Here is a 24,202-nt window from a genome sequence, read left to right on the forward strand (position 1 = left end):
ACATACATCTGAAAAACAGAAAAAAGTCTTTCAGATCAGATCTGAAAGACTTCCACATTCCTCAACTAATAAACAATCAACCAAACCTGCCACTAATATAATCCTGCGTACGCACATCAACTGGCTCGGCGAACATGCTCTGGGTAGGGGAATACTCCACGACTACGCCGTTCAGGAAAAACACCGTCTGCTGAGATACGCGAGCGGCTTGCTGCATGTTATGCGTCACCATCACAATGGTATAACGTTCCTTCAATTCATGCGTCAGTTCCTCAATCTTGAAGGTGGAGACGGGATCAAGCGAAGCGGTTGCCTCATCCATCAACAGAATATCGGGCTCCACTGCCAGCGCACGTGCAATGCAGAGGCGTTGCTGCTGACCTCCGGACAGGCTTAGCGCAGAGCGCTTCAGGTTGTCTTTTACCTCATCCCACAAGACTGCGGAACGCAGGCTCTGCTCGACGATTTCATCCAGCTTTTTCTTGCCATGGATACCGTGCTGTTTGGGACCGAAGGCCACATTGTCGTAGATGGATTTTGGAAAAGGGTTCGGTTGCTGGAAGACCATGCCGATCTTCTTGCGAAGGGTCTCCACATGAACTTCACCACTGTAGATGTCGGTTCCCCCTACGGCCACTTTACCTTCAATCCGTGTGCCGGGTATCCGGTCATTCATCCGGTTCAACGTACGCAGCAGGGTCGATTTGCCACATCCCGACGGTCCGATAAAAGCAGTAATGGCCCGCTCGGGAATTTCAATGGAAACATCCTTCAGCGCTTGAAACTGACCATAATACAAATTCAATTTGTTGATCTCAATAATAGGTTGCACAAGGTGCCCTCCCGGGTTGAAATGGAATGATTTGCGGTTTCAGCTTAAACAGTTAGCGTTACTCCAGACGATACCGTTTAGCGGCATCCTCTCTTCATCACGCTTGATTTTTACGTGCATTCAGCCACAAGGGTACACGGAACAGAACATTAATGAGCAACGCCACAAAGATCAGCACAGCTGTGGTTTTCTGCGCAATTTCCTCGGCATCTGGCACAATGGCTTCCGATTGAATGTACCAGAGATGTACAGCAAGGGTTCCTCCCGGCGATAGCAAATTAAAGTCCCACATCTCCCCGGAGGTAGACACCCCAGCGGTCAGAATAATGACAGCACTCTCACCGAATGCCCGGCCTGCCGTCAGGCAAATGCCTGTCATGATCCCGTTAATAGCCACCGGCAACAACACTTGGCGGATCGTCTGGAGATGCGTTGAGCCCAGCGCGAATGATCCATTGCGAAGCTCCACCGGAACCGCCCTGACGGATTCCTCTGTTACTCTGGTAAGCACAGGCAGGTTCAGGAAAGCAAGACTGACGGCTGCGCCCAGAATGGTAAGACCAATTTCAAAAAACTCCACAAACAGAGCAATACCGAACAATCCGAAGATGATGGATGGCACAGAGGACAATCCCTCCACGCAAATACGAACGGTCTCAATCAGCTTATTATTTGGTGCAAACTCTGCCAGATATATACCTGCCGCCATACCAATAGGGATGGAGATGAGCAGGGACAGAATCAACACATAGAACGAGTTGAATAGCGCCGGGCCGATCCCTCCCCCTTCTTCAATCTCACTAGGAACACCATAGAGAAAATCCCAGCTTAGCAGAGGCAATCCTTTGTTGAGCAGCAAAAATAACAGTCCAACAATAAACAAAATGACAACAATGCCAACGCCCCACACCATACCTGTAAAGAGCCGATCCATCACCATCGATGAACTTCTCCGTTTGCCAAAAGAATAAGACGGGACGGCAGCATTCGCCTGCTTCTTCACACTCATACGTTTCGGTCCCCTCTCTTCTGAAGTAATCTTACGATAACGATCATCAGGATCGAGATCGCGAGCAGGATAAAGCCCATCATGTACAGACCATGATTCCAGGTGGAGTCGAATTCGACGCTAGAGATTTGCATGACAATGTTACTTGTCAGGACGGCTGTTGGCGTGAACAGACTATTCGCGAGCTGTGCTGTATTACCGATGACCATCACCACCGCCATCGTCTCACCGATCGCACGAGTCATTCCAAGAATGACCGCGTACATGATCCCGCCTTTTGCAGCAGGTAAGACAACACGAGTTACGGTCTGGAATCGGTTCGTACCGAGTGCATAGGCAGCATCACGGTATTTGTTCGGCACAGCAGATATGGCATCATCACTGATCCGGCTAATCGTGGGAAGTACCATAATGGTCAGCACAATAGATGCAGCGAGTAATCCGTCAGCCAGATCACGTCCACTAATATCCCTTAGCCATGGAATGAGGATCGTTAGTCCCAGGAAACCGTACACCACAGAAGGAATACCCACCAGCAGATCCAATACAGGTCGTAGAATATGGCGAAGCCATTTGGGTGTCATTTCTGCCAGAAACACAGCAATGATGACAGAGAGTGGAATAGCGAACAACATGGTAAGTCCCGTAAGAGCCAGTGTGCCGAGGATAAAGGTCAGTGCACCGTAATGTTCATTCTCCGGGTCCCAGTTGGTAGAGAAAAAGAATTCACGCAGCGACACATCCGCAAAGGTGAGAACGCCTGTACGAAGCATGAGGATTAAAATACATAAGAGAACCAGACATACAAAGATCGTACTGCCGATGCATACCATGCGAAACAGGTTATTGGACCACCTTAGACGCGCTTTACGGTTAAACCGCGTACCCGATTCAGCGGCCTTACCAAGGCTCGTACCAAGCTCACTCGGGGCGGGGCTGTTCGGGGATGGATTCAAATCGATCATGAAGTGCTCTTCCTTTCACATAGAGAAGCCAGCTTGCGAACGTCCGCAGAAGCTGGCTATCCCTTTTCTTATGAAATGTGAGAATGACGAACGTTTGAAGCTCCGTTATTTTACAGCCGCAAGCGGGATGAATTTCAGCTTTTTCAGGGAACCGTTCTGGAACTTGCTGCTTTGGATATACTCAATGAACGCTTTGGTTGCACCGGTAGGTTGACCTTTGGTCATGTAATATCCGATACCCCATACTTTGTAGGTTTTGTTCAGAACGTTTTTCTCAGTTGGTGCCACACCATTGATGGATACAGCCTTCATTTTGCTAGTTACATAAGGAAGGTCAATATAACCGATCGCATTGGGTGTCGTTTCGATGGTTGTTTTCATATCGCCGCTGGAGCCAACTTCTTTGTAGTTATCACCTTTGCTCATGAAATCCTTGCCGTCGAGCGCTTTTTGCTGGAAGTTGACCCGTGTACCGGAACCAAACTTACGGTTAACAACAACAATGTTGGCGTTCGCACCGCCGACCTCTTTCCAGTTGGTCACTTTGCCGGAGAAGATGTCCTGCAATTGTTTCGTGGTCAGACTGCTTACACCCACATTGGTGTTAACAACAGCCGTGAATACCGTCACCGCTACCGGATTCGCTACCATTCCATCAAATTTCTTGAAGCCAGGTACATCCTTGGATGCGTCCCAGTCCACAGCACCGATGTCGGCAATCCCTTTACGTACGGATTGAGGACCTGTGATGGAACCTGCGGCGGAAGCCGAGATTTTAACTTTTGGATTATCTTTCTTGAATTCACTTGCAGCCTGAAGAGTCAGTGGAAGCAATGCCGAGGAACCGTTGATGACGATTTTACCTTTCTCTGTGCTCTTGGCAGCGGATGCCGTCGTTGCTCCTCCAAGTCCACCAATTAGGGATACAGCCATAAGCATTACCGTGAAGGGTTTGATCCATTTTTTCATTTTTATAGACTCCTCTCGAATTATAAAATAGTTAATTATGATTTTGTGCTTATCACTCTTGGATCAAAAAAATCACTTCGTAACGGCTCTCCAGCTGCCACCCGCTTGTACCAGAACTCGGCCATTCTCAATTACAGCCAATTGTGATCCGGCAACGGTAATGGAGGATACCTCGGAAGATACGGTATACAGTTTAGTTTGTTTTCCTGTTACCGTGTCGATGGAAATAATGACGCTGTTGCTGTCATCATGCGCAGCCAGTACGTACAAGACGCCACCCGACAGAATCGCTTGCTCTACATCGTGAGTACCGTACACCGTTGTTGCCTCCTGGGATGAATCCACAGATTGCAGCGAAGCATTGCCGTCCTCGGACGGTACGCTTACGTAGTAGGCTTTCTGCCCATCAACGGACCATACAAACACTTTGTCATCGGTTGAAGTCGTTAATTGCACTGCTTCAGGTTTTGATATTCCGTTGTTATACGAAAATATTTGCTGTTGATTGGCTGAAAAATCGATAGACACGTTGTCTTCATCTACATTGGTTGCATCAGAGGTAACCTTACCCAGTGTCGTTACCGTGTAGATGAATCTTTTGCCGTCCGCAGACACATTCAGGTTTTCTTTGTAATCCACCTTATCTTCAACCAGCTTCTTAATTGCACCATCAGCCAGATTCAGGCTCGCAATGACCGACCCTTTATCTCCTTGTAAGAAATAAATTGCGCTTCCGTCCGCAGACCATAGCAATTCCGGTTTGATGCTCGTGTCACTTGTGATCAATTTTGAAGCCTTTGTCTTCAGATCGATAACGTAGACGGCTCCATCTGCATTTGTATACGCCGCTTGATCGCCACTCGGGGAAACGACCAGATCCGATCCACCATCTGTCGTTAACAACAGGTCGTATTTACCACTCGTAGTATTCACGAGATAATCGGTTCGGCCATTGTCATCACTCTTGGAAACGATCAGCTTGTCCGCTCCCGCAAAACGGGGATTTTCCGCACCTTCGAGCAGTGCCACCGTGCTAACCTCCAGCGCTCCACTTCTCTTGACGATTGTACCGCCAACGCTGGATACCAATGGTCGGAGCGCAACGTAGCTTGTACCTCCAATGATCGTAACCGGTTGATTCAAATTCACTTTGTTGCCATCAACTACTAGTTGTTTCGCATTGTTCTGGAGTGTCACCGTGTGACCATTTAACTTGATCACGGTCGTACCACGTTGTACTTCCGCTTGCGCGCCAATAGCCTTGATCACATCACGGAGCGACACAAGTGTCTCGCCATTCTTCACGATGGAGCGAACGATGACGCTGTTTCCGTTTATTGTAAGCGTGGAATTTTGCACCTGAGCTGTACTAGCCGCAGGTTTCACTGCTGGAGCAGCTGATACTGCACTAACCACAGAAGTTGTTAACACTGTGGCTACCATGGACACTACTAACACCTTTTTCATTGACATTGGCTTTGGTCACCCTTCTTTTCTCCATATAATTTGCCTTGTATGCCGTGCCCTGCTGTCTGGTATTCTGCATGTATCATCAATATGAGAGCTTGTCCGCCTCATCCCCCTTAGCTTCCACGTTCATAGTAAAAATGACCTATCACGTTTGTAATTATAGGAGCGAATTGTAAACGGAAAATCTTGGAATTGTTAACGAATTGTCAATGTTTTCATATCAACACATTCATATGATTAAATACAACAAAATGACCCATACACAATGTATGGGCCCTTGCTGTCATTATATATTTTCTCATACATTATACTGTGGCAAACACCTGATCGAACCCAGCCTTCGACTTGGCAAATAGTTCATTCGTACCAAGACTCGATGCCGGTGCCAGTACTTCCTGAGCCACCACACCATTGTAGCCAATCGCCTGCAGATTTCTCAGAAATCCACCCAGATCAATGACCCCTTCGCCGGGATACAAACGCTCATAATCCAATAATTCTTCCACAGGCAGATCATAGGCATCATTGATATGCACATGAACAACCTGTTCTTTTTTCAGCTTCAACAGATCTTCCATCGCCAAACCGTTGGTATGCCAGTGATAGGAATCTACGAGCAGGCCAACATTTGACGCATGGATCGTTTCGATCCAGTCCAGGGTATCCTCCACACGCCAGATAAACGGATTCTTCCATTGCGTCCGCAAATGATGGCATCCCACAAACTCCAGACCCAACTTAATCCCGTAAGCGTCCAAGATATCTGCGCAGAGTCTCAAGCGTTTCGTAGCCGCTGCCATAAATTGCGCTGCCGGTTGATCCGTTGAGGGTAAAATATACGTGCAACAGCTGTAGCAGTCCAGCGCAGCAGAAGCTTCTGCCATAGCGACCAACGATTGCAATCCTTCGCGAAATTGCTCGTCTGTCGTCCGCCACTCTACCGTCAGACCCGATGAGCCGATGATCACCTGATTGCTTTCCAACAGATGTTGCGCCCGTTCTTTGCCATACGTTTCAATCAATGAGAGCGGATTCAAATCTACAGATCCAAATCCGTGCTTGGCCGCCTCTGTGATATATTGTTCATCAGACTCGATGTTACCCAATCCCGCATTCGTTAACCCTCTAATCATCCCAATCTCCTCCTGTGACTCGTCTGGAATTGCAGATTGTCCAACACTTTCTTGTCCCCTGAACCAACACTCTGGCTTGAACAGGGCATAATTTTATAATAACAGCACTCTCTCAAAAAGAAACCATAATGTCCCATTCTTGAAAACACTTGAGCACACCTCTGCAACTTTTGTCCAACTTTCACGTATTAAAATTAACATCTAATTAAGGAAAGGATTGGTAATCTTAAAAATGAACTTCATACCCAAAAAACATGTCCCTACCCTAATTTTTCTGGTATGCGTCGTCGTCGTGTCCTTACTTGTCGGGATATTATCCAGACCCTATTTTACGGAGTCTATATTCTATGTAGATCAGCATAAATACACTTACGATTACGAGCAAGGTAATCAAATTACGTATGAGAGCAGTACAGCAAACCCAATTCAGGTCACCGTCAATCAGCAGAAGCGTACGGTCAGCATCGATCAGAAGAACTATGTCATTACCCAAATCGCCTCCACCCCTATTGCAACATATAACGTGGTATACCCTAACGACCACAAATATACAGTTGAACAAGAATCCGAGCAATTATTAAGTTACGATGAAACTGGGAAGATGCTCTCTCCGGTCAACATGTATGTAAACAGCCAACGAGTCATGGAGGATGACGAAGAGCACTATACACCTGCCATGCTCGTGACCGCTGCCTATCCGGAATATCATCATACGCCAGGAACACCTGTCCTCCTGTTCATTGCGCTTGCCGGACTCATCTATGGATGGTGCAGCTTCTATTATCCAAAGTTTCAGAAGTTTCAGTTCTTGCTCTCCCTCCGCTGGATATGGTTAAAAGATCCCGAACCTAGCGAATTTTATTACGCAATGAGCAAAATTGGCGGTATAGCTTGCATGATAATAGCCATATGGGCCGCGTTTCAAGCATTTTAAGACGTTTTGAGTCTGAATTGGCTCATTGTTAGCACACATCACAAAAACGGTAATCACGTCCAATTCGTGGATGTGATTACCGTTTTGTTTTTTTGTAATTGCTCGAATGAATGTACCAACATCTATCTGAAGATCATTTTCTAAAAAATGAATTTATCTCACACGCTCTAACGTATATCGATTACTTGGAATCTCAAGACCCAGATTCTCCCTTAGCGTCTCATGCTCATACTCCGTGCGGAACAGCCCTCGTTCTTGCAGAACCGGAACAACCAGCTCCACGAAATCTTCCAAGCCATTGGGCACCACGGTACGAACATTGAATCCGTCTGCCGCTTCGCCTTCAAACCATTCCTGAATCTGATCTGCGATCTGATCCGGTGTACCAATGAACGATGTACGCGGGGTAGATGCCAGCAAAGCCACTTGGCGCAGGGTCAGCCCCTGTTCCCGTGCCTGCTGCTTGATCTTGTCTGTTGTACTGCGGAAGCTGTTGCTGCCGATCTCTCCAATCTCGGGGAAAGGTTCGTCCAGCGGGTACTGGGAGAAGTCGTAATGATCGAAGTAGCGTCCCAGATAATTCAGCGCCTGATCAATACTCACCAGTTGGGCAATTTCCTGATATTTCTGCTCCGCCTCTTCCGCTGTTCTACCCACAATCGGGCCGATGCCAGGGAAGATCAGGATATCCTGTGCCTGACGACCATATGTCACTGCTCTTGCCTTCACATCCCGATAGAACTCCCTTGCTTCCTCCAACGTCTCATGTCCTGTGTACACGGCATCTGCCGATCGGGCAGCCAGATCTTTACCAGATTCGGATGAGCCCGCCTGAAAAATCACCGGATGCCCCTGCTTCGAGCGCCCTACATTAAGCGGACCCTGTACCGAGAAGTGCACTCCTTTGTGATTCAGCGTATGCAGCTTGGCAGGATCGAAGAATACGCCCTGTTCCTTGTCTCCGACAAAGGCATCGTCCTCCCAGGAATCCCAAAGTCCTTTGACCACATTCAGATGTTCTTCTGCAATTTCGTAGCGCAGCGCATGGTTAGGATGCTCGCCTTTGCCAAAGTTCAGTGCCGAGCCTTCCAGAGGTGAAGTGACCACATTCCATCCGGCTCTCCCATCGCTTAACTGATCCAGTGAGGCAAATTGCCGTGCAACCGTGAAGGGTTCACTATAGGAAGTAGACAATGTAGCAACCAGCCCGATATGGGAAGATGCCCCGGCGAGTGCCGACAGAAGCGTCAGAGGTTCGAAGCGATTGAGAAAATGAGGATTGGACTTCTCGTTGATGAAGAGGCCATCTGCAATAAAGAGCAGATCGAACTTCCCTTTTTCCGCGATACGCACCTGCTTCTTGTAGAACTCTAGACTAACGCTCGCGTTAATTGGAATATCCGGGTGACGCCAAAAGGAAATGCTGTTCCCCACTCCGTTCAGATTAGCTCCCAATTTCAATTGTCGTTGCGACATATATATTCCTCCCTATGTTGTGATAATGACCATTCAGTTCGAGTATCCTTTTATCTCTGAGAGTTGTTTCGTCATTTCATCATTTCATCATTTCTTTATGCTGTTTCCGCCCGCTTCTGCTGTTGCCATACTTAATCCCGGTGTTTCCGCCTGTTTCACATCACTTACCCGGACTGCCCAAGCCGCTCCTAGCAATACAATGCCTGTGAATAGAAAAATAAACGGAATGCCAATCCATCCACCGAGAAAACCACCGATTAACGGTCCAAGCACAATACCGAACTGACTCGCCGTCTGACTCAGACTGACAGCCCTCCCACGAAAATCGTGATCAGCATATTTGATGATCAGCGCATTAAGCGCCGGATAAACCGCGGCAAAGAATAGACCATAAACAAATCGCAGGCTACCAAAATAAATCAGATTAGTTGCTGTCATTTGCAGTAGACTGCCAATCCCGCCACCGATCAGACCGATAAACAGTGTTTTCTCGTACCCGATCCTTCCACCAATCTTGCCCCAGCGCGGCCCCATAATGACCGTTGCCACACCAATCGCCGAGAAGACAATACCTGCCCTAAGTGTTGCACTGCCAACATCTCCGCCAATCTGGACCACATAGAGCGTCAGCACGGGTTCGATGATAAGCACAGAGGTCGAAACTAGCAGAATCAAACCGTAGATTCGCATCAATCCGGGCGTGGAAGCCGCTCTTTTCAAATCCCCTATGATCCTCGTTGGAACGATTGTACGAGCTTGTCGTGACTCCTTAACACCGAGGACCATGAGAGCCGCGAGGAACGTAATGACAGCTGATGCAATGAAGCATCCCCGCAGTCCGATCCAGTGACTCAACACACCACCGGCAAGAGGACCAAGAATCCCGCCTGCAGCGCTGGCCGTGGAGATCACACCAAGCGCATAACCCACGTGTTTCTCCGGAGTATTGGTGCCAATCAGTGTAATCGAGGCAGGATGAAAACCAGCCATGAGTCCCTGAAAGATCCTCACCGCGATAAACGTATATGGATCGTAAACAAAGAAGTTAGCCAAATGCGCAATGCCTAGCCCAACCCCTGAACGGACGAGCATCAGTTTGCTGCCATATTTATCAGCCAGCGATCCCCAGAAGGGTGCGCATAATCCACTGATCAGAAAGCTGATGGAAATGGAGATCCCCGACCAAGCTTCCAAGCCGCTCTGGATACCGAGATCATTTTGCAGGAATATAGGAAAGAACGGAACGGACAGCGAGTATGCCATATGATTGAAAAACAGGCCGAACCACAGAATATACAGATTTCGCTTCCATTGTGGCATCTTGACATTCTCCATACTATATAATTCCTATATAAAAAGTAGGTTATTATCCATATTAGGGTAACGTCATCGGAAAGTATAATAGAAAAGTTCAATAGACCCATTCAAGAATTAAATGAATGGGTCTGTAACGTAATCGTTATACTGACCACTGCGCAGTCAGAACGTAAATATGAAATTAACTTTATTACGTATGGTAATCATACTATTCCGACAATTGGACGGACATAAACACATCGACCTCATCTTCACTGTCCAATATAAATCCGAATCGTTCATACAATCGCCGAGCGGGACTTCCCTGCAATACATTTAAAATGACCCGTTTCCCCTGAACTTCATCCTGTTCCAGCAGCATGTTCAATACCTGAGTTCCTATTCTCTGGCCCTGATAATCGGGATGTATGTAGAAATGTTCCAATAGAAATGTCTCAGACTTGGGCTTCAACGCGACACAACCTACCATTGAACCCTCCACTTCAATAATCTGCGTATGGACAGGGTCGAACGTATTTCGAAAACGTTCACGTACTTTCACATCATCGTACCTTCCCAACCTAGTTAGATCATCGTATAGTACCAACGCTCGCAAATCAGCGAGTTGCTCTTGGTCTGCCTGTATAGCTTGACGCATTGTTATATGGTTCATTGGTTGAATTCCTTTCCATTGGAGACGCGTTAGATTTGAATGTCCTATCGCACGATAGGGATAGGACACTAAAAATCATACCTTTGGCAGCTCACTTGAGCAACATCGGATTTTTGAACATACTATATTTTTCAAAGATATTTATCTCCTCAAAAAAAATAAAAAAGCCCAAAAAGAACAGTCCAGTCTAGCTTAACTACATAAGCGAACCGCAACTGTCCCTTCTGGGATGTAGATTGTAAATTATTTTATAGAACTACGAAGCATGTGAAGCTTCTGTTGCATGCTGCAATGCTTCCAGACCCAATGCTAGCGCACCACAAAGGCCTGCATGCTGGCCCAATCCGGGCTTTACGATATATTGGTCGATATGTTGCGTGATTGGGGCAGCATTTACATAACCATTGAGATTCCGTACAACACGCTCCCGGATCATAGGAAACAGTTGATCTTGCTGCATTACACCACCGCCCAAGATGATCTTCTGCGGCGAATGAAGCAGGATGGCTGTGGTGATCGACTCCGCAATGTAAAAGGATTCGATCTCCCACGCCAGATGATCTGCCGGCAGTTCACTGCCGGGACTTTGCCAACGTGCTTCAATGGCTGGTCCTGCAGCCATTCCCTCCAGGCAATCGCCATGATACGGGCATAATCCGGCAAAGTGATCATCTGGATGGCGTCTTGTGCGAATATGTCCACCCTCGGGATGTAACAATCCGTGTACTCGTTGGCCCCCTGCTACGAGTCCAACACCAACGCCTGTGCCAATCGTGTAATATACACAGTTGTCCAGCCCTTGCGCCGCTCCCCATGTCACTTCACCAAGCGCGGCAGCATTCACATCCGTATCCCATCCAAAAGGAACCGGAAATTCATGCTTCAAGGTTCCAACCACATTACAGTTTCCCCACCCAGGTTTAGGTGTGGTCGTAATATAACCATAGGTGGGACTAACCGGTTGCAGATCAATCGGACCAAAAGAGCCGATACCCATCGCTTCCACATCTTTATCCCTGAAATAGTCGATTACCTTGGCAAGAGTTGTCTCTGGATGTTCTGTTGGAAAACTGATCTGATCTTCAATCTGTCCATGCTCATTCCCTACACCACATACAAACTTTGTTCCGCCCGCTTCTATGGCTCCAATACGCATGGTTCTGCACTCCTTCCCTTCATTACAATTGACCTTTAGCCTTGCTCGGTGAGATCTCATAGATATGAAGTGAAGAGAAGACCAGATCGCTATTTTCGGCATGAACAGAGATGCCTTTGGAATCCACATCCGGATAGATCAGATCCGTGATAACGGCCTGACCATCATTCGCAAATACCTCCACAGATGAATGATCTACAAAGATACGCAAACTTTGATTCCCATTTACCTCTTTTAACTCAGCTGCATGGTGGCCCAGGAAATGTTCATGAAAATCGCCGATACCCGATCGACTACGATCGATATATACTTCCCCTCGGTTGGCGTCTATGCCAACGAGCGTTTCGTTGTCAGCTCCGCTTCTTAAGGCAAAATGGAATGACTGATCCGAAGCCCACTCCACGTGGACCTCATAATTCACTACTTGCAAAGCGTTCAACTGCTCATTCACTTGCTCAATGGAAGCATCCTGTAGGGATAATACTGCCGTACGGGCTTGCTCAAGCTCACGCGCAGGACGTTGAATCAGGATAACTTCTCCGGCTCTTGTCTCCAGTGTCAGCTCCCGTGCAATGGTCATTGCTCCACGGTAATCATTGGTCGGCGTCTGATTGGCATACATCCAGTTGCTCATCCACCCCATGAACAGGCGTCTGCCGTCTTCAGCCGGAATGTCAGACCAACTAACTCCAGCGTAGTTATCCCGGCCATGATCAATCCAGCGGATCGTGTGGGATGCCTCGTCTGGGATAAATGTACTTCCATCAAAATCTCCCGTAAAATATTGCGTTCTGGACCCTTCTATAAAAGCAGGATCTGCACCAATGCTAACGAGCATCACCCATTTCTCCTGCCCTGAATCTCCATCCACTGCAAGTGGGAACAGGTCTGGGCATTCCCACACGCCATCGTGTGAACCGATCCCTTCGCCAAATTCACTTCCTAGCGTCCAATCCTTCAGATTGGGGGAATGATACAGACATACCGTTTGACCACAAGCGATAATCATAATCCATTCCTTGGTCTGCTCATGCCAGAACACTTTGGGATCACGGAAATCGACAAAGGACTCATGCTTTAATACCGGATTACCCTCGTATTTAGTCCAGGTTCTGCCGTTGTCTTTGCTATACGCCAGACTTTGACTTTGTTTGGCATCATGGTTTTCAACTTCCAGATGATGTGTAAAAATAGCTACCAACCCCGGCTCATCTTCGAAAAATCCGGAAGTATTGTTCCAGTCCACCACCGCACTGCCGGAGAAGATCATGCCAAGTTCATCCGGTGCCAGAGCTACAGGAAGTTCCTCCCAAGTGACGAGATCTCGGGTTACGGCGTGACCCCAATGCATCGGTCCCCATGTTGTACCAAATGGATGATGCTGATAGAACAGGTGATACTCCCCATTGAAAAACACCATGCCGTTCGGGTCGTTCATCCACTTTTCTTTCGGTGAGAAATGGTATTCGCTTCTGTAATCTTGTTTAAGAATTGTCGACATTATGGTTTCTCCTCCACACTTTTCTTTATTGGTTATTACGGTCATACCCGGCTTGTTTAATCTGTAGCCATTCTTGCAACCCAAGGCGATCCAGCTCTTTCAGGTAAGCATCCCATTCCTGATCAACCTTCCCGTTTTGATACCACTCCGTACGCAGACGTAACACGTAGGCGAAGAGATCGGTCTCAATCGTGGACAATCGATCCAGTTCATCAATGGAAAAGAATACACTTGGATATACGTTCTCCGCTTTCATATGCGGTACCATAACCTTATCGAGGAGTTCCATGCGCCAAGCCGCATCTTCTGGTTTGGTTGTGTATTTGTCATAATAACTGTCGAGAATGGCCAATGGTCCCGCGATACTCGTTTTTTGTCTGAGTTCCACAGGTGCAGATCCTTCCAGTGGAAGATGCTTCAGCATCCCTTTGGCTTCATCGAATTCAAAAATATTTTGCTGACTCTCATCTCCATAGGTACCCCAGTTGTTCTGCACAGATTGGAGCGGATCGTACAATTGGTCCACCCACTTCGCTGTGGATTCCAGGTTTTTATTACTGCTTGTAATGACCATGCGACCACGATCAAGGCCAATACCATTCGTTCTTGTGACATTGACCTCTCCGTTAGGCCCGGCAACCGGAGGCAGAACATCATACGTATCATTCATGCCTGTAATGTTAGCCTTATCCCATGTGAAGTACATGCCGTACTTATTGTCCTTGCCTTTTGCCAGATACGTGTTCCAATCCTGCTGATACGATTCCACATCCACAAGACCTTCCTGAACCAGTTCATGAATGTATTTAACCGCTTCCTTGTAACCCGTATCCGCTGCTGTAAAGACCACTTTTCCTCCATTGGTCACCACCGTATGGTCCCAGTTCTCTCCCAGTCCAAATGCCGCAAAGAGAAATGTCAGATCTTCTCCACCCGGTTTGTTAATGAAAGAAAGGGGAATTTCGTCGGCCTTGCCGTTACCGTTCGGGTCTTGGGTTTTGAAAGCGATCAGCACTTCTTTTAATTCCTCGGTTGTCGTTGGCATCTCCAGTCCGAGCTTGTTCAGCCATTCCACATTAATCCATGGCAAGTTATCCACCGACTGAATGCGTTGTTTGCCACTGCCGAGTTCTTCAATCCATGGGAATGAATAGATATGTCCGTCTGGAGCCGTGATCATGCTCTTGTATTCGGGAGCTTCTTCCAGCACCTTTTTCAGATTGGGCATGTATTGTTCAATCATATCTTCAAGTGGAATGATGGCCCCATCCTTCGCCAGCTTCAGGAGATCATAATCCCCGTAACCTGCATCAAAAATGGCATCCGGCAAATCACCGCTGGCGACCGCCAGATTTCTTTTTTCTGCAAACACATCACTCGTATAGTTCTTCCAGTTGATATGCACATTGGTTTTCTCTTCGAGTCGCTTGTTAATCAGTTTGTCGTTCGGATCAGCGGGAGCCAGCGGAGAGCTCTGTGTTATAAAATTCAATGTCACTTTGCCATCAGGTGATTGCGCCTCACTTGCAGCGCCGCCTCCACCCCCGCCACAGGCGGTTAGAAAGAGCATCGCAGATAACATGGAAATGGACGCCGTTGTAACGGCTTTTCTGGACTTGTTCACTTTTTTCATAATAATGACCTCCATGAGTTGGATTGGATCAACTTACTGTATCGCAGGCTGTTCACTATTTGAGGGAACCGACCATGACACCTTTTTCGAAATATTTCTGGAAGAACGGGTACATGATGATGAGTGGCAGACTCGAAATGACAATCGCTGAGTATTTAATCATCTCGGAGAGCCGTTTCAGTTCTGCCATCGCCAGCTGATCACTGATCATGCCCGGTGCAGCCTGATTCTGAATCAGAATGGAGCGCAGAACGAGCTGTAACGGATGCAGGTTCGGATTATCCAGATAGATCATCGCATCAAAATAGGAATTCCACTGCCCAACGAACGCATAAAGTGCGAGTACAAAAATGATGGGTTTGGACAACGGAATGACGATCTGGAAGAAAATCTTCATCTCAGAGGCGCCATCCACGTTCGCGGCTTCTTTCAGCTCCCGAGGGACTCCTTTGAAAAAGGTTCTGGAGAGAATGATGTTCCAGACGTTAACCGCCCCAGGAATGATGATTGCCCACACCGTATCCAGCATGCCGAGATTACGTATGAGTAGATACGTAGGGATCAATCCCCCGCCAAAGAACATCGTAATGATAAAGATAATCATGAAAAAGCCACGTCCCGCGAGCCTCTCATCCGACAATGCATAACCTGCAAATATGGATACGGTCACGGTAATCAGTGCAAAAGAAACCGAGTACAATACCGCATTCGCAAACCCCCGGATCATGGCTGGATTGGATAATATCATCTGATATCCGTCCAGACTCCAGTCCGATACATTAAAGGACAGTCCACGATTCAGTAGCACAGTGGGGTCCATGAATGAGGCGATAACAATATAAATCAGGGGAACAACCACAACCAGTACAGCACAGGTGAGAAAGATGGCATTGAGTGTGAGGATCAATCGATCCATTCCCGTGTGTTTAACAACCATGGATACTACTCCTTTCCTAATAGAGGCCTTCGCCTTCATTCAATTTCTTCACAATCAGATTCACCGTCACCAGCAGAATCACATTGATCACCGAGTTAAACAATCCCACTGCCGCAGAATAAGCGTAATCTCCAGACTGCAGCCCCACCTTGTAGACATACGTGGCAATAATCTCGGAGGAAGGCAGGTTCATGGACGTCTGCATCAGATAGGCCTTCTCAAATCCAATGGACATAATCCCGCCAGCTGCAAGGATAAAGACGATGGCCATAATTGGACGAATCGTTGGAAGGTCGATGTGGCGAATACGCTGAAGGAGGTTGGCTCCATCCAGATTAGCCGCATTATGAAGCTCCGGATCAACATTAGCCAAAGCAGCGACGTATATGATGGAAGCCCAGCCCGCTCCGGTCCAGATATCGGACAAAATGTAGATCCAGCGGAAATATTCCGGTTCAGACATGAACATGATCGGCTGACCTGTAATCCATGTGGCGAGTTGATTAATCGGCCCTGTTGGCGAGAGGAAGATAAACAGCATTCCCACGACAACAACAACCGAGATGAAATTGGGTGCGTACAGGAACAATTGAATATTCTTCTTCACGCCAGCTTTACGTACCTGATTCAGCATGAGTGCCAGCAATATGGGCACCGGGAAACTGAATATCAATCCCAAAAAGCTGAGTTTAAGCGTATTCATTAAAATGATATCGAAATTGGGTGAAGCTATAAATTTCTCAAAATGCTTCAGTCCTACCCAATCACTGCCCATGATGCCTTTGATCGGACTGAAATCCTTAAACGCAATGATGGCTCCGTACATCGGGATGTACTTGAAGATAAGAGTCAAGATTAAGGCTGGTGCAAGCAACATATATAAAAAGTAATTTTTTTTGAGCTGCTGCAACCTATGACCGCTTGTCGTCCTCACTTTCAGTACCCTTCCTTCGCCCTTTTTGCTGTCGGCTATGTTATCCAACACGATACCCCCGTTCCATTCTAGAAGTTGACAATTGTTTTCAGTAAGGGCTTTCAATATTTACAATTGCCTATTTAATAATTTACAATTTATCAGGTATCTACGGATTTAGTCAATACGTTTTGTAAAAAAATATTTGTGCATTTGATCATTTTATCTTTGCATTAACGTAACTAAAGAGGATTAATTTTGCATATATACAGCACTGAATCGTTAATACCAGAATAGGTATTTCTACATCATTACTGTAATAGATCATCATTGTTACACTAGTTAACGAAACTTCTGGAACAATGTTGAAAATGAAATTCGCCCATCTAAATGTAAATACAATTGTGCATTTGTAAAACAGAGATTGCTATTTGTCCTGTTCTATTATACATTTGACTTAGAGAAGAATATGGATGACTATTGATGATTAGAGGTGAAGCATTAGATGGCAAAGGAAAAAGTCACGATACAAGACATCGCTGATGCTTTGGGGATCTCCAGGAATACGGCTTCCAAAGCATTAAACGATAGCGGAAACATCCCGGATGAGACCCGAAATCGTGTAATTAAAAAAGCAATTGAACTTAAATATAAACAGTTTGCCTATATGGACAATGAGCATGTTCTAACCAAGCCTCCGGGCAATATCGCCCTGTTAACTGAAAACCTGCCGAATACATCTCACTTTGGTTCATTGCTAATCAGCGGTTTGGAGAAAAGAATCAGTGCGGAGGGATACAATCTCTCGATTCATATCGTGCGTGAAGACGATCAAGATACGCTTACACTTCCCAACAATTTTGATATAGCCAAAGTAGACGGCATCATTTGCATTGAATTATTTGATCTGGAATATACAAAGCTGATTACCGATCTGGGCATTCCCACGATCTTTATCGATTGCGCTTCCAACATATGTTATCCCGAATTCCAAGCAGATTTGCTCCTTATGGAGAATGAACATAGCATCTATCAGATCACCAAAAAATTAATTGAGAGCGGCTACACAAGTATCGGATTCGTGGGAGATTACAATCACTGCAAGAGTTTTAATGAACGATGGGTTGGATATCACCGTGCGATGCTGGAGGCGGGGTTGCAGGTGGACCTGTCCCATTGCATCCTGGATAATGATCGCCTGTGTTTCTCCAAGCCAGGATGGTTGAACCAGCGAGTGGCAGAGCTGGCCTCCCTACCTTCTGCTTACGTATGCGCTAATGACTTTTTAGCAGTTGATCTGATTCGGGCGTTAAAAGACAGAAATGTCGCTGTGCCACAGGATATTGCGATATGCGGATTCGATAATGCACCCCAATCCCGAATTATTGAGCCTGCATTAACGACCGTTCATATTTACAGTAATGAGATGGGCATCAAGGCTGCAGAGATGCTGTTATCCCGAATTAATAGCCCGACACAACCGTATCAGGTCTCACACATTGTGACCAAACCCATCATCAGGGAGTCCACGCCAGCAATCATGGCCGATCATTCTCAGATGCTCCATAGTTCTGTAAAATAAAAAAACGTATGTCTCACGAGTAACAACTCGTGAAGCATACGTTTTTTTGTGGTTTTGATTTGGCTGGATGTAAACTCTATCCTATCCATCGCGGCCTACATAAAAATCATCTCGGAATTAGATCTCTTTCAAGATGCCTTTTACCAAACCGATAAAAGTTGTTTTCACTTGGGCAGCCACTTCAATGACCTCGTCATGACTTAACGGCTGATCCAGAATACCACAGGCCATGTTGGTCAGACAGGAAATGCCCAGCACCTTCATACCGCCATGAATGGCAACAATGGCTTCAGGTACCGTGGACATCCCCACAGCATCCGCACCCATCGTACGAATCATGCGAATCTCGGCTGGTGTCTCATATGCCGGGCCACTCCACCATGCATAGACACCTTGCTGCAGGCCAACATTCTGCTCTTCTGCAACCTTAAGCGCAATGCTGCGCAGTTCGCGATTGTAAACCTGGGATACATCCGGGAAACGCACACCCAGTTCAGCGTTGTTCGGTCCCATCAACGGGTTATTGCCTACCAGGTTAATATGATCTGTAATGAGCATCAGTTGACCCGGCTCAAAGCTAATGTTGATGGCTCCGCATGCATTGGTGATAAGCAATTGCTCGACACCCAGCGCCTTCATGATCCGAACGGGGAAAGTCACTTCGTCCAATGTAAAACCTTCATAATAATGAAGGCGGCCTTTCATCGCTACAACCGTTTTGCCCATCACTTCACCAATAACCAGTTCATTGGCATGACCGATAGCCTCCGATTGGGCGAAATACGGAATATCTGTATACGGAATAACGGTCGCATTTTCAATCTCGTCCGCGAGCGCGCCCAGTCCCGAACCCAGAATCATGCCTACGGCAGGTTTGGTATGGATTCGGCTTAATATGTAATCTCTTGCTTCCTGAATATGTGCGGATTGATGCATAATGATATCCTCCTGATGATCTGAATTGAGTTAGTGAGGTCTTACTCATCAAGTGTAATGAACAATGGTCTTGATGTAAATGGAAGCTGTTCTATATGCAATAAAAAAAACGACCCTGTGCTCCAGAATCGTTTAAAAACATGGACAAACCCTAATCCAATGTATATTTGTTTCTACTTTTCATGTAATCGATTGTCATGATCAGCAACAGCATGAATGTAGCAAACATCAGCGGTTTGGCAAAAGTACCTTCTTCAAAGATATAATAGGCAGCGACCAAGTTTCCTGCAAATATTAACAGATAATTGCGGGTGCGATCCATCTTCTCAACTCATTTCGGAAAAGAATATTGTTCGAGATTGCCTTTCTTTTACCCTATCATAAACTTCCATAAAAATCCATATACTTACACACATACAAGCTTAGTGTTTAATCATGCACGAGATAGCTGCACTGTATAATCTATATTGACTACAGCAAAAATCGGCCACATCGTGACCGATTCTCTCCACTTCCCTGATGTTCAAGACATAGGGTTAATGATGCGCCAAAATGATTCCTTTGGCTGCAACTGTTGATCAAAAACAAAGGGCCAATTTTTGCGCCCACGAACCGGGAAATGATCCAACCAGGTATAATTGTCCGCTACTCCCCAGAATGTCACAGAGGTAATGGATGATTTGTATTCACGGAACAAATTGAAGATTTCTTCATAGCGCTGCTCCTGTAGCTCAGCCATCTCCGAAGTTGGCGCGGTGAGGTCCGTTCGACGATCCTCATAACGAAACACGGACAAGTCCAGCTCGGTAACATGCAACTGTACATCCAGTGAAGCATATCGTTCAATAGCCATTCGGATTTCTTCAATGGAAGGGCCATGGATATTCCAGTGTCCCTGCATGCCGATTCCATGTACAGACGCTCCCTTGTTCAGCAAAGACCGAACCAGATCGTAGATCTTCTCCCGTTTGACCGGATCCGTCTCATTGTAGTCATTATAGAAAAGAAGGGCATTTGGATCAGCTTCATGAGCCATGCTGAATGCTTGCTGCAAGTAGTCTTCTCCCACTAGCTCTAGCCATTTCGTGTCCCGCATGAAAAGGTCGGTCTTATCTTCAATAGCTTCATTGACGACATCCCACGCATATATTTGCCCCTTATACCGACCTACTACCGTATCAATATGTTGCTTCAAGCGAGATAATAGCAGATCTCTGGAAGCGGGAGCACCCGAAGTATCCTCGAAAACCCATTTCGATGTTTGATTATGCCAGACCAAAGTATGTCCGCGAACCCCAATCCCTTGGGCAACAGCAAAATCAACAATTTTATCCGCCGCCTCAAATGTATAACGATCCTCTTCCGGGTGAATTTCTTCGAATTTCATCTGATTTTCAGCCGTGATGCTATTGAAGTGTTTGGCGATAAATTCCCCTTCGGACTGCAACATTCTGGTATGTACAGCAGCACCTATTTTGAACGTATTAGCGTACGCAGCATGTAGTGATGGAATTTCGGTTGGCATTTACAATTCCTCCCTGCCATTTTTTATCCATCATATCGTTTGTTGAATACGCTTACAATGAACAAATTATACTTCTTCCCCCTCATATTTAACTATTTATGATTCTGGGCCTGTGTGCAAAACAAAAACACCTCCAGGTTCGTTCTACTGCTCATCGCAACAGAACATTACTTCGAAGGTGCTTTGTGATCGTGATGTTCAGTTAAATTCAACTCATGTACGAAGAGAGTATGAAGCGTTACAGCTTGTCTACCTGTAACAAGGTCACCTGTTTCACTGTGCATGCCGGGCTGATCTGATCTTCGGAAAGAATGTTCAGCTTGATGAGGCTTTTCAGCTTATGGCTGTCTACCTTGGACAACAATCGCCAGATGTCCGGGTCTGGAAGAGAAGCATACAGCTTCTGATCATCGTATTCCTTCCGGTTCTGAAGCACTGTTTTCACGGTGTAACCACCAACCTGCGTCTCATAGACCCCTTGTTCTGCACAATACGCGACAATCTCATCTCGTAGTACAGACAACTGCTGCTCAATATCTTTTTGCTGCTGCTTCAGTTCAAAGTAAGTTTGCACTTTCTGCTCCATTACGATCACGCTCCTCTATTATCATAGGTATGCGAGGATCGCTAGCTTAGGACTGACTGTTTATTTTATTTAAAAAAAGTTGTCTTTCTATTACTTAATCGTATACTGTCGTCATTGTGTATCCCCGTATTACGATTACAGCAGATGTTCATTCAAATACGGATTATGGACAGCCACGCTATGCACCCGTTGCATTACATCTGGCCCCATGGGCACATCCCCAACGCGACTTAACAGAATCCAGCGAAGGCAAGCTATAGCTTCAAAAATCTGCTCCTCTTCCAGCGTGTACGTATAACTTACAGAACGTGCAAATTGAGCGTGATACATCTCGCCGTAACTTTCCCCATTATAGATGGTGATCAGAAACACAGACCATGCCATATCGTACCTTGGATCACCATACTGCCCATTAGTCCAATCGATGATCGTGTAATGGTCGTGCATCTCAAGAATGTTTCCCAAATTATAATCTCCATGAATCAAACATTCCTGTCTGATCTGGACCTGCTGAATCAAGTTTGTTAGAAGATCATTTATATCGTCATGTAACTCAATTTGAGGAAAAAAGTATTGGACAAAATCGGTTTTGAATATGTATTCTCCATCTTCTCCAGTCCCCACTTCATTCACCGGATACCGATGGACCTCCACCAATCGCTCAGCCAAATGTGTCAGTTTGCTTTGTGTTAATTGGGTAATTGGCTCGCCATCATAGCTCGTTAACAGCACTTGATTCTCTTGCTCGTCTAATCCCCAACCGTAGGGTTTGGAAACACGAATTCCACTTTGATAGAGCTTGGACAATAATCGATATTGTTTGGCGATATCCGGTTTGGAATCCTTGTTCCAGACTTTCAATACGTACCGGTGATCTTCCATTTCGATTCTCATCACAGTTGCTTCCAGTCCAGGTGGCAAGGGAATGATCTGATACTCCTGTTCCATCACCTGCTGGATACGTTCATCCAGTTCTACCCAATTCACCTGGCTAAGTTGAATCGTCATCGTTCTCCTCCTTCCATGTTATGACAGCCTCTCCCTGTTAGTCAGGTATAATCAGGCCTTTGCCAATCACATTAGCGGATACTGGCTGTTTGCCCAATTCTCTGGCCCATACCGACAGCTGTCCCATATGGTGAATCTCATGGGCGATCACATGTCGCATAACTTCACCCCATGAATCTGTAGCGACCTTGCCAGCTGAGCGATGATCAATATAAGCTCTTTTTTCCATACTCGAATCCCATGCTGTAACAAATGCCTCCACATCAGGACGTAACTTGCGATCCAATCGTCTTACCGCATCAAGATTCTGGTAGTTTGCAAAATCTTCAGCATCATCCGGTTTGCCCTGAAGCAACTGAAGCCAGCTCCACTCTACATCAATGATATGAAATAACGTTTGTAATATGTTGCCTACTCCGCCCGTGCGAGGCCGAAGCAATTCTTCAAGCGGCACATCTTCACACCACACATACCATTGCTCACGTACCATCCAGTTATAACGAAAGAATGTTTCCATTGGTATATTCCCCTTTATCGGCTATGTTTTTAGAGAGATTTGATCAATTCTGTATTGGCATAGGTATCCTCCGAATGTTCAAGATCACCATAAATTCCGCTGACCTGATTGAATCCGGATTTGATCCAAAAGCGCAGTGCAGGCCAATTTTTGAGGGCTACGTTGATTCGAATTTCCTTGTAACCAAGCTCGGAAAAGTGGAGAGTCAGTGCCTGAATTAATTCTTGTCCATATCCCTGCTTCTGGATCTCGCTCTGGATATATAGAAATTCGAGATAAATCGAATCCTCCAAGGGGTACCCATGGTATACACTTAACAAACCAATATAGCGGTCATCCTCAATAGTACGAATGGATTGAATTCGATAATTCTCCAGCCTGCCTCCCGGTGGAAGGTGACCTTCTTCAAAACATTTTTTCACATAATTCAGATCATGCTCTCGTCCATCCCATTGATGTAAGTACCGACTGGTCTCATATATGGACTCAAGTTCAGGAATATCGGATTCTTCCACATTTGAGATAATAAGTCGGTCTGACTTCCATTCTACTGGAAGTTGTTTCATCATAATCACTCCATCTTATAAGTTAAACTATTGAATATTTACACTCACCACTCCGATGACAGAACAACCTTCCGATCGCTGTTATTCCCAGATTTTTTTGATTCCTTTTATAAAGTTAAAATCCGGGAATAAAGGCGAGGTATATGCTTCCGAAGTAGCTTTCTTGCAGAAAGCTTTTAGCTCCGCTTCTTCAGGTCCTTTCTGTCCTCTGCGTTTTGTGTAAATATTCAGTTCAATTTATTTAATTAATTTCTTTTTTAAATACAAGATTACATGAATTCCTGCATAAATAAACAGAACATTGAACAAATATAGAAGTACATTTAAAGAGATGCCAGATATAAACCAGATTGTTCCCTCCGAGTTGGCATCATGATAATCCGTAAAGAATCGGATCGGGAAACCATACTCTGTTCGGAGCGGTCCATCTTCAGTATGTAAAGTTCCAGGAATACATAGGATGGCTAATACAGCAAGCCAGGCTGATAGATTCATTATTCTTTTGTTTATCGTCAATACATCTCCCCCTACTCATCCCTAACGGGATTTTTACCAAAGTATGTCCCTTCCAACTTTTGATCCAAA

General features: G+C 45.9%; 23 protein-coding genes. 2 read left to right on the top strand and 21 right to left on the bottom strand.

Translation table 11 applies throughout. The annotated features are described in order from the left end of the window. Positions 1-76: 76 nt before the first annotated feature. From pstB to NYE45_RS22415, 6 genes are all read right to left on the bottom strand, one after another. Positions 77-832, bottom strand: coding sequence for a phosphate ABC transporter ATP-binding protein PstB (gene pstB / locus NYE45_RS22390; protein WP_340014061.1), 756 nt, complete (start codon positions 830-832; stop codon positions 77-79). Between the two features lie 97 nt (positions 833-929). Continuing rightward, positions 930-1,841 (bottom strand): phosphate ABC transporter permease PstA, encoded by a 912-nt coding sequence (pstA, locus tag NYE45_RS22395; RefSeq protein ID WP_169481929.1) that lies wholly within the window; start codon positions 1,839-1,841, stop codon positions 930-932. Continuing rightward, positions 1,838-2,806, bottom strand: coding sequence for a phosphate ABC transporter permease subunit PstC (gene pstC / locus NYE45_RS22400; protein WP_264928502.1), 969 nt, complete (start codon positions 2,804-2,806; stop codon positions 1,838-1,840). Before pstC ends, pstA begins: the two co-directional genes overlap by 4 nt. A gap of 105 nt (positions 2,807-2,911) precedes the next feature. Beyond that, complete coding sequence (locus NYE45_RS22405; protein ID WP_340014062.1) at positions 2,912-3,775, bottom strand: phosphate ABC transporter substrate-binding protein; 864 nt, start codon at positions 3,773-3,775, stop codon at positions 2,912-2,914. A 72-nt stretch (positions 3,776-3,847) separates the two neighbouring features. Next, positions 3,848-5,242, bottom strand: coding sequence for a stalk domain-containing protein (locus tag NYE45_RS22410; protein WP_340014063.1), 1,395 nt, complete (start codon positions 5,240-5,242; stop codon positions 3,848-3,850). Between the two features lie 308 nt (positions 5,243-5,550). Next, complete coding sequence (locus NYE45_RS22415) at positions 5,551-6,378, bottom strand: sugar phosphate isomerase/epimerase family protein (RefSeq protein WP_340014064.1); 828 nt, start codon at positions 6,376-6,378, stop codon at positions 5,551-5,553. A 232-nt stretch (positions 6,379-6,610) separates the two neighbouring features. On the opposite strand from NYE45_RS22415, the gene NYE45_RS22420 reads away from it, so the two are divergent. Next, entirely contained in the window at positions 6,611-7,312 is a 702-nt protein-coding gene (locus tag NYE45_RS22420) for a DUF6199 family natural product biosynthesis protein (protein WP_340014065.1), read from the top strand. A 153-nt stretch (positions 7,313-7,465) separates the two neighbouring features. On the opposite strand, the gene NYE45_RS22425 is transcribed toward NYE45_RS22420, so the two are convergent. The 8 genes from NYE45_RS22425 to NYE45_RS22460 form a co-directional block, all read right to left on the bottom strand. Then, positions 7,466-8,788 carry an LLM class flavin-dependent oxidoreductase gene (locus tag NYE45_RS22425; protein WP_340014066.1) on the bottom strand — a complete coding sequence of 441 codons (1,323 nt, stop codon included), beginning with the start codon at positions 8,786-8,788 and terminating at the stop codon, positions 7,466-7,468. Positions 8,789-8,875: 87 nt separating this feature from the next. Further along, positions 8,876-10,108, bottom strand: coding sequence for an MFS transporter (locus NYE45_RS22430; RefSeq protein WP_340014067.1), 1,233 nt, complete (start codon positions 10,106-10,108; stop codon positions 8,876-8,878). Positions 10,109-10,313: 205 nt separating this feature from the next. Then, positions 10,314-10,757: a GNAT family N-acetyltransferase gene (locus NYE45_RS22435; RefSeq protein ID WP_340014068.1), complete on the bottom strand. Its 444-nt coding sequence runs from the start codon at positions 10,755-10,757 to the stop codon at positions 10,314-10,316. 256 nt (positions 10,758-11,013) lie between these two features. Further along, positions 11,014-11,913 carry an ROK family protein gene (locus tag NYE45_RS22440; RefSeq protein WP_340014069.1) on the bottom strand — a complete coding sequence of 300 codons (900 nt, stop codon included), beginning with the start codon at positions 11,911-11,913 and terminating at the stop codon, positions 11,014-11,016. 22 nt (positions 11,914-11,935) lie between these two features. After that, the gene (locus tag NYE45_RS22445; protein ID WP_340014070.1) at positions 11,936-13,414 is read right to left on the bottom strand and encodes a glycoside hydrolase family 32 protein; all 1,479 of its coding nucleotides are present in this window, start codon (positions 13,412-13,414) and stop codon (positions 11,936-11,938) included. A 25-nt stretch (positions 13,415-13,439) separates the two neighbouring features. Further along, a complete protein-coding gene (locus NYE45_RS22450; protein WP_340014071.1) occupies positions 13,440-15,047 on the bottom strand; it encodes an ABC transporter substrate-binding protein in 1,608 nt (535 codons plus the stop codon). Positions 15,048-15,102: 55 nt separating this feature from the next. Beyond that, positions 15,103-15,984, bottom strand: coding sequence for a carbohydrate ABC transporter permease (locus NYE45_RS22455; RefSeq protein ID WP_215076232.1), 882 nt, complete (start codon positions 15,982-15,984; stop codon positions 15,103-15,105). Between the two features lie 16 nt (positions 15,985-16,000). Then, positions 16,001-16,861: an ABC transporter permease subunit gene (locus tag NYE45_RS22460; RefSeq protein WP_339243173.1), complete on the bottom strand. Its 861-nt coding sequence runs from the start codon at positions 16,859-16,861 to the stop codon at positions 16,001-16,003. A gap of 541 nt (positions 16,862-17,402) precedes the next feature. Here NYE45_RS22460 and NYE45_RS22465 point away from each other — a divergent pair. Beyond that, positions 17,403-18,479 carry a LacI family DNA-binding transcriptional regulator gene (locus NYE45_RS22465; protein ID WP_340014072.1) on the top strand — a complete coding sequence of 359 codons (1,077 nt, stop codon included), beginning with the start codon at positions 17,403-17,405 and terminating at the stop codon, positions 18,477-18,479. A 117-nt stretch (positions 18,480-18,596) separates the two neighbouring features. Here the strand turns inward: NYE45_RS22465 and NYE45_RS22470 are convergent, their stop codons facing one another. The 7 genes from NYE45_RS22470 to NYE45_RS22500 all read right to left on the bottom strand — a co-directional run bounded on the left by NYE45_RS22470 (position 18,597) and on the right by NYE45_RS22500 (position 23,617). Continuing rightward, positions 18,597-19,415 (bottom strand): purine-nucleoside phosphorylase, encoded by an 819-nt coding sequence (locus NYE45_RS22470; protein ID WP_340014073.1) that lies wholly within the window; start codon positions 19,413-19,415, stop codon positions 18,597-18,599. Between the two features lie 151 nt (positions 19,416-19,566). After that, the gene (locus NYE45_RS22475; protein ID WP_186327841.1) at positions 19,567-19,737 is read right to left on the bottom strand and encodes a hypothetical protein; all 171 of its coding nucleotides are present in this window, start codon (positions 19,735-19,737) and stop codon (positions 19,567-19,569) included. A gap of 201 nt (positions 19,738-19,938) precedes the next feature. Next, complete coding sequence (locus NYE45_RS22480; protein WP_340014074.1) at positions 19,939-20,940, bottom strand: endo-1,4-beta-xylanase; 1,002 nt, start codon at positions 20,938-20,940, stop codon at positions 19,939-19,941. Between the two features lie 238 nt (positions 20,941-21,178). Further along, complete coding sequence (locus NYE45_RS22485) at positions 21,179-21,526, bottom strand: hypothetical protein (protein WP_340014075.1); 348 nt, start codon at positions 21,524-21,526, stop codon at positions 21,179-21,181. Positions 21,527-21,661: 135 nt separating this feature from the next. Then, complete coding sequence (locus tag NYE45_RS22490) at positions 21,662-22,534, bottom strand: aminoglycoside phosphotransferase family protein (protein WP_340014076.1); 873 nt, start codon at positions 22,532-22,534, stop codon at positions 21,662-21,664. A 37-nt stretch (positions 22,535-22,571) separates the two neighbouring features. After that, positions 22,572-23,051 (bottom strand): DinB family protein, encoded by a 480-nt coding sequence (locus NYE45_RS22495; RefSeq protein ID WP_340014077.1) that lies wholly within the window; start codon positions 23,049-23,051, stop codon positions 22,572-22,574. A 29-nt stretch (positions 23,052-23,080) separates the two neighbouring features. After that, a complete protein-coding gene (locus tag NYE45_RS22500) occupies positions 23,081-23,617 on the bottom strand; it encodes a GNAT family N-acetyltransferase (protein ID WP_340014078.1) in 537 nt (178 codons plus the stop codon). Positions 23,618-24,202: the final 585 nt, after the last annotated feature.

This window comes from Paenibacillus sp. FSL K6-1318 (genome assembly GCF_037976905.1).
Lineage (GTDB): Bacteria > Bacillota > Bacilli > Paenibacillales > Paenibacillaceae > Paenibacillus > Paenibacillus amylolyticus_A.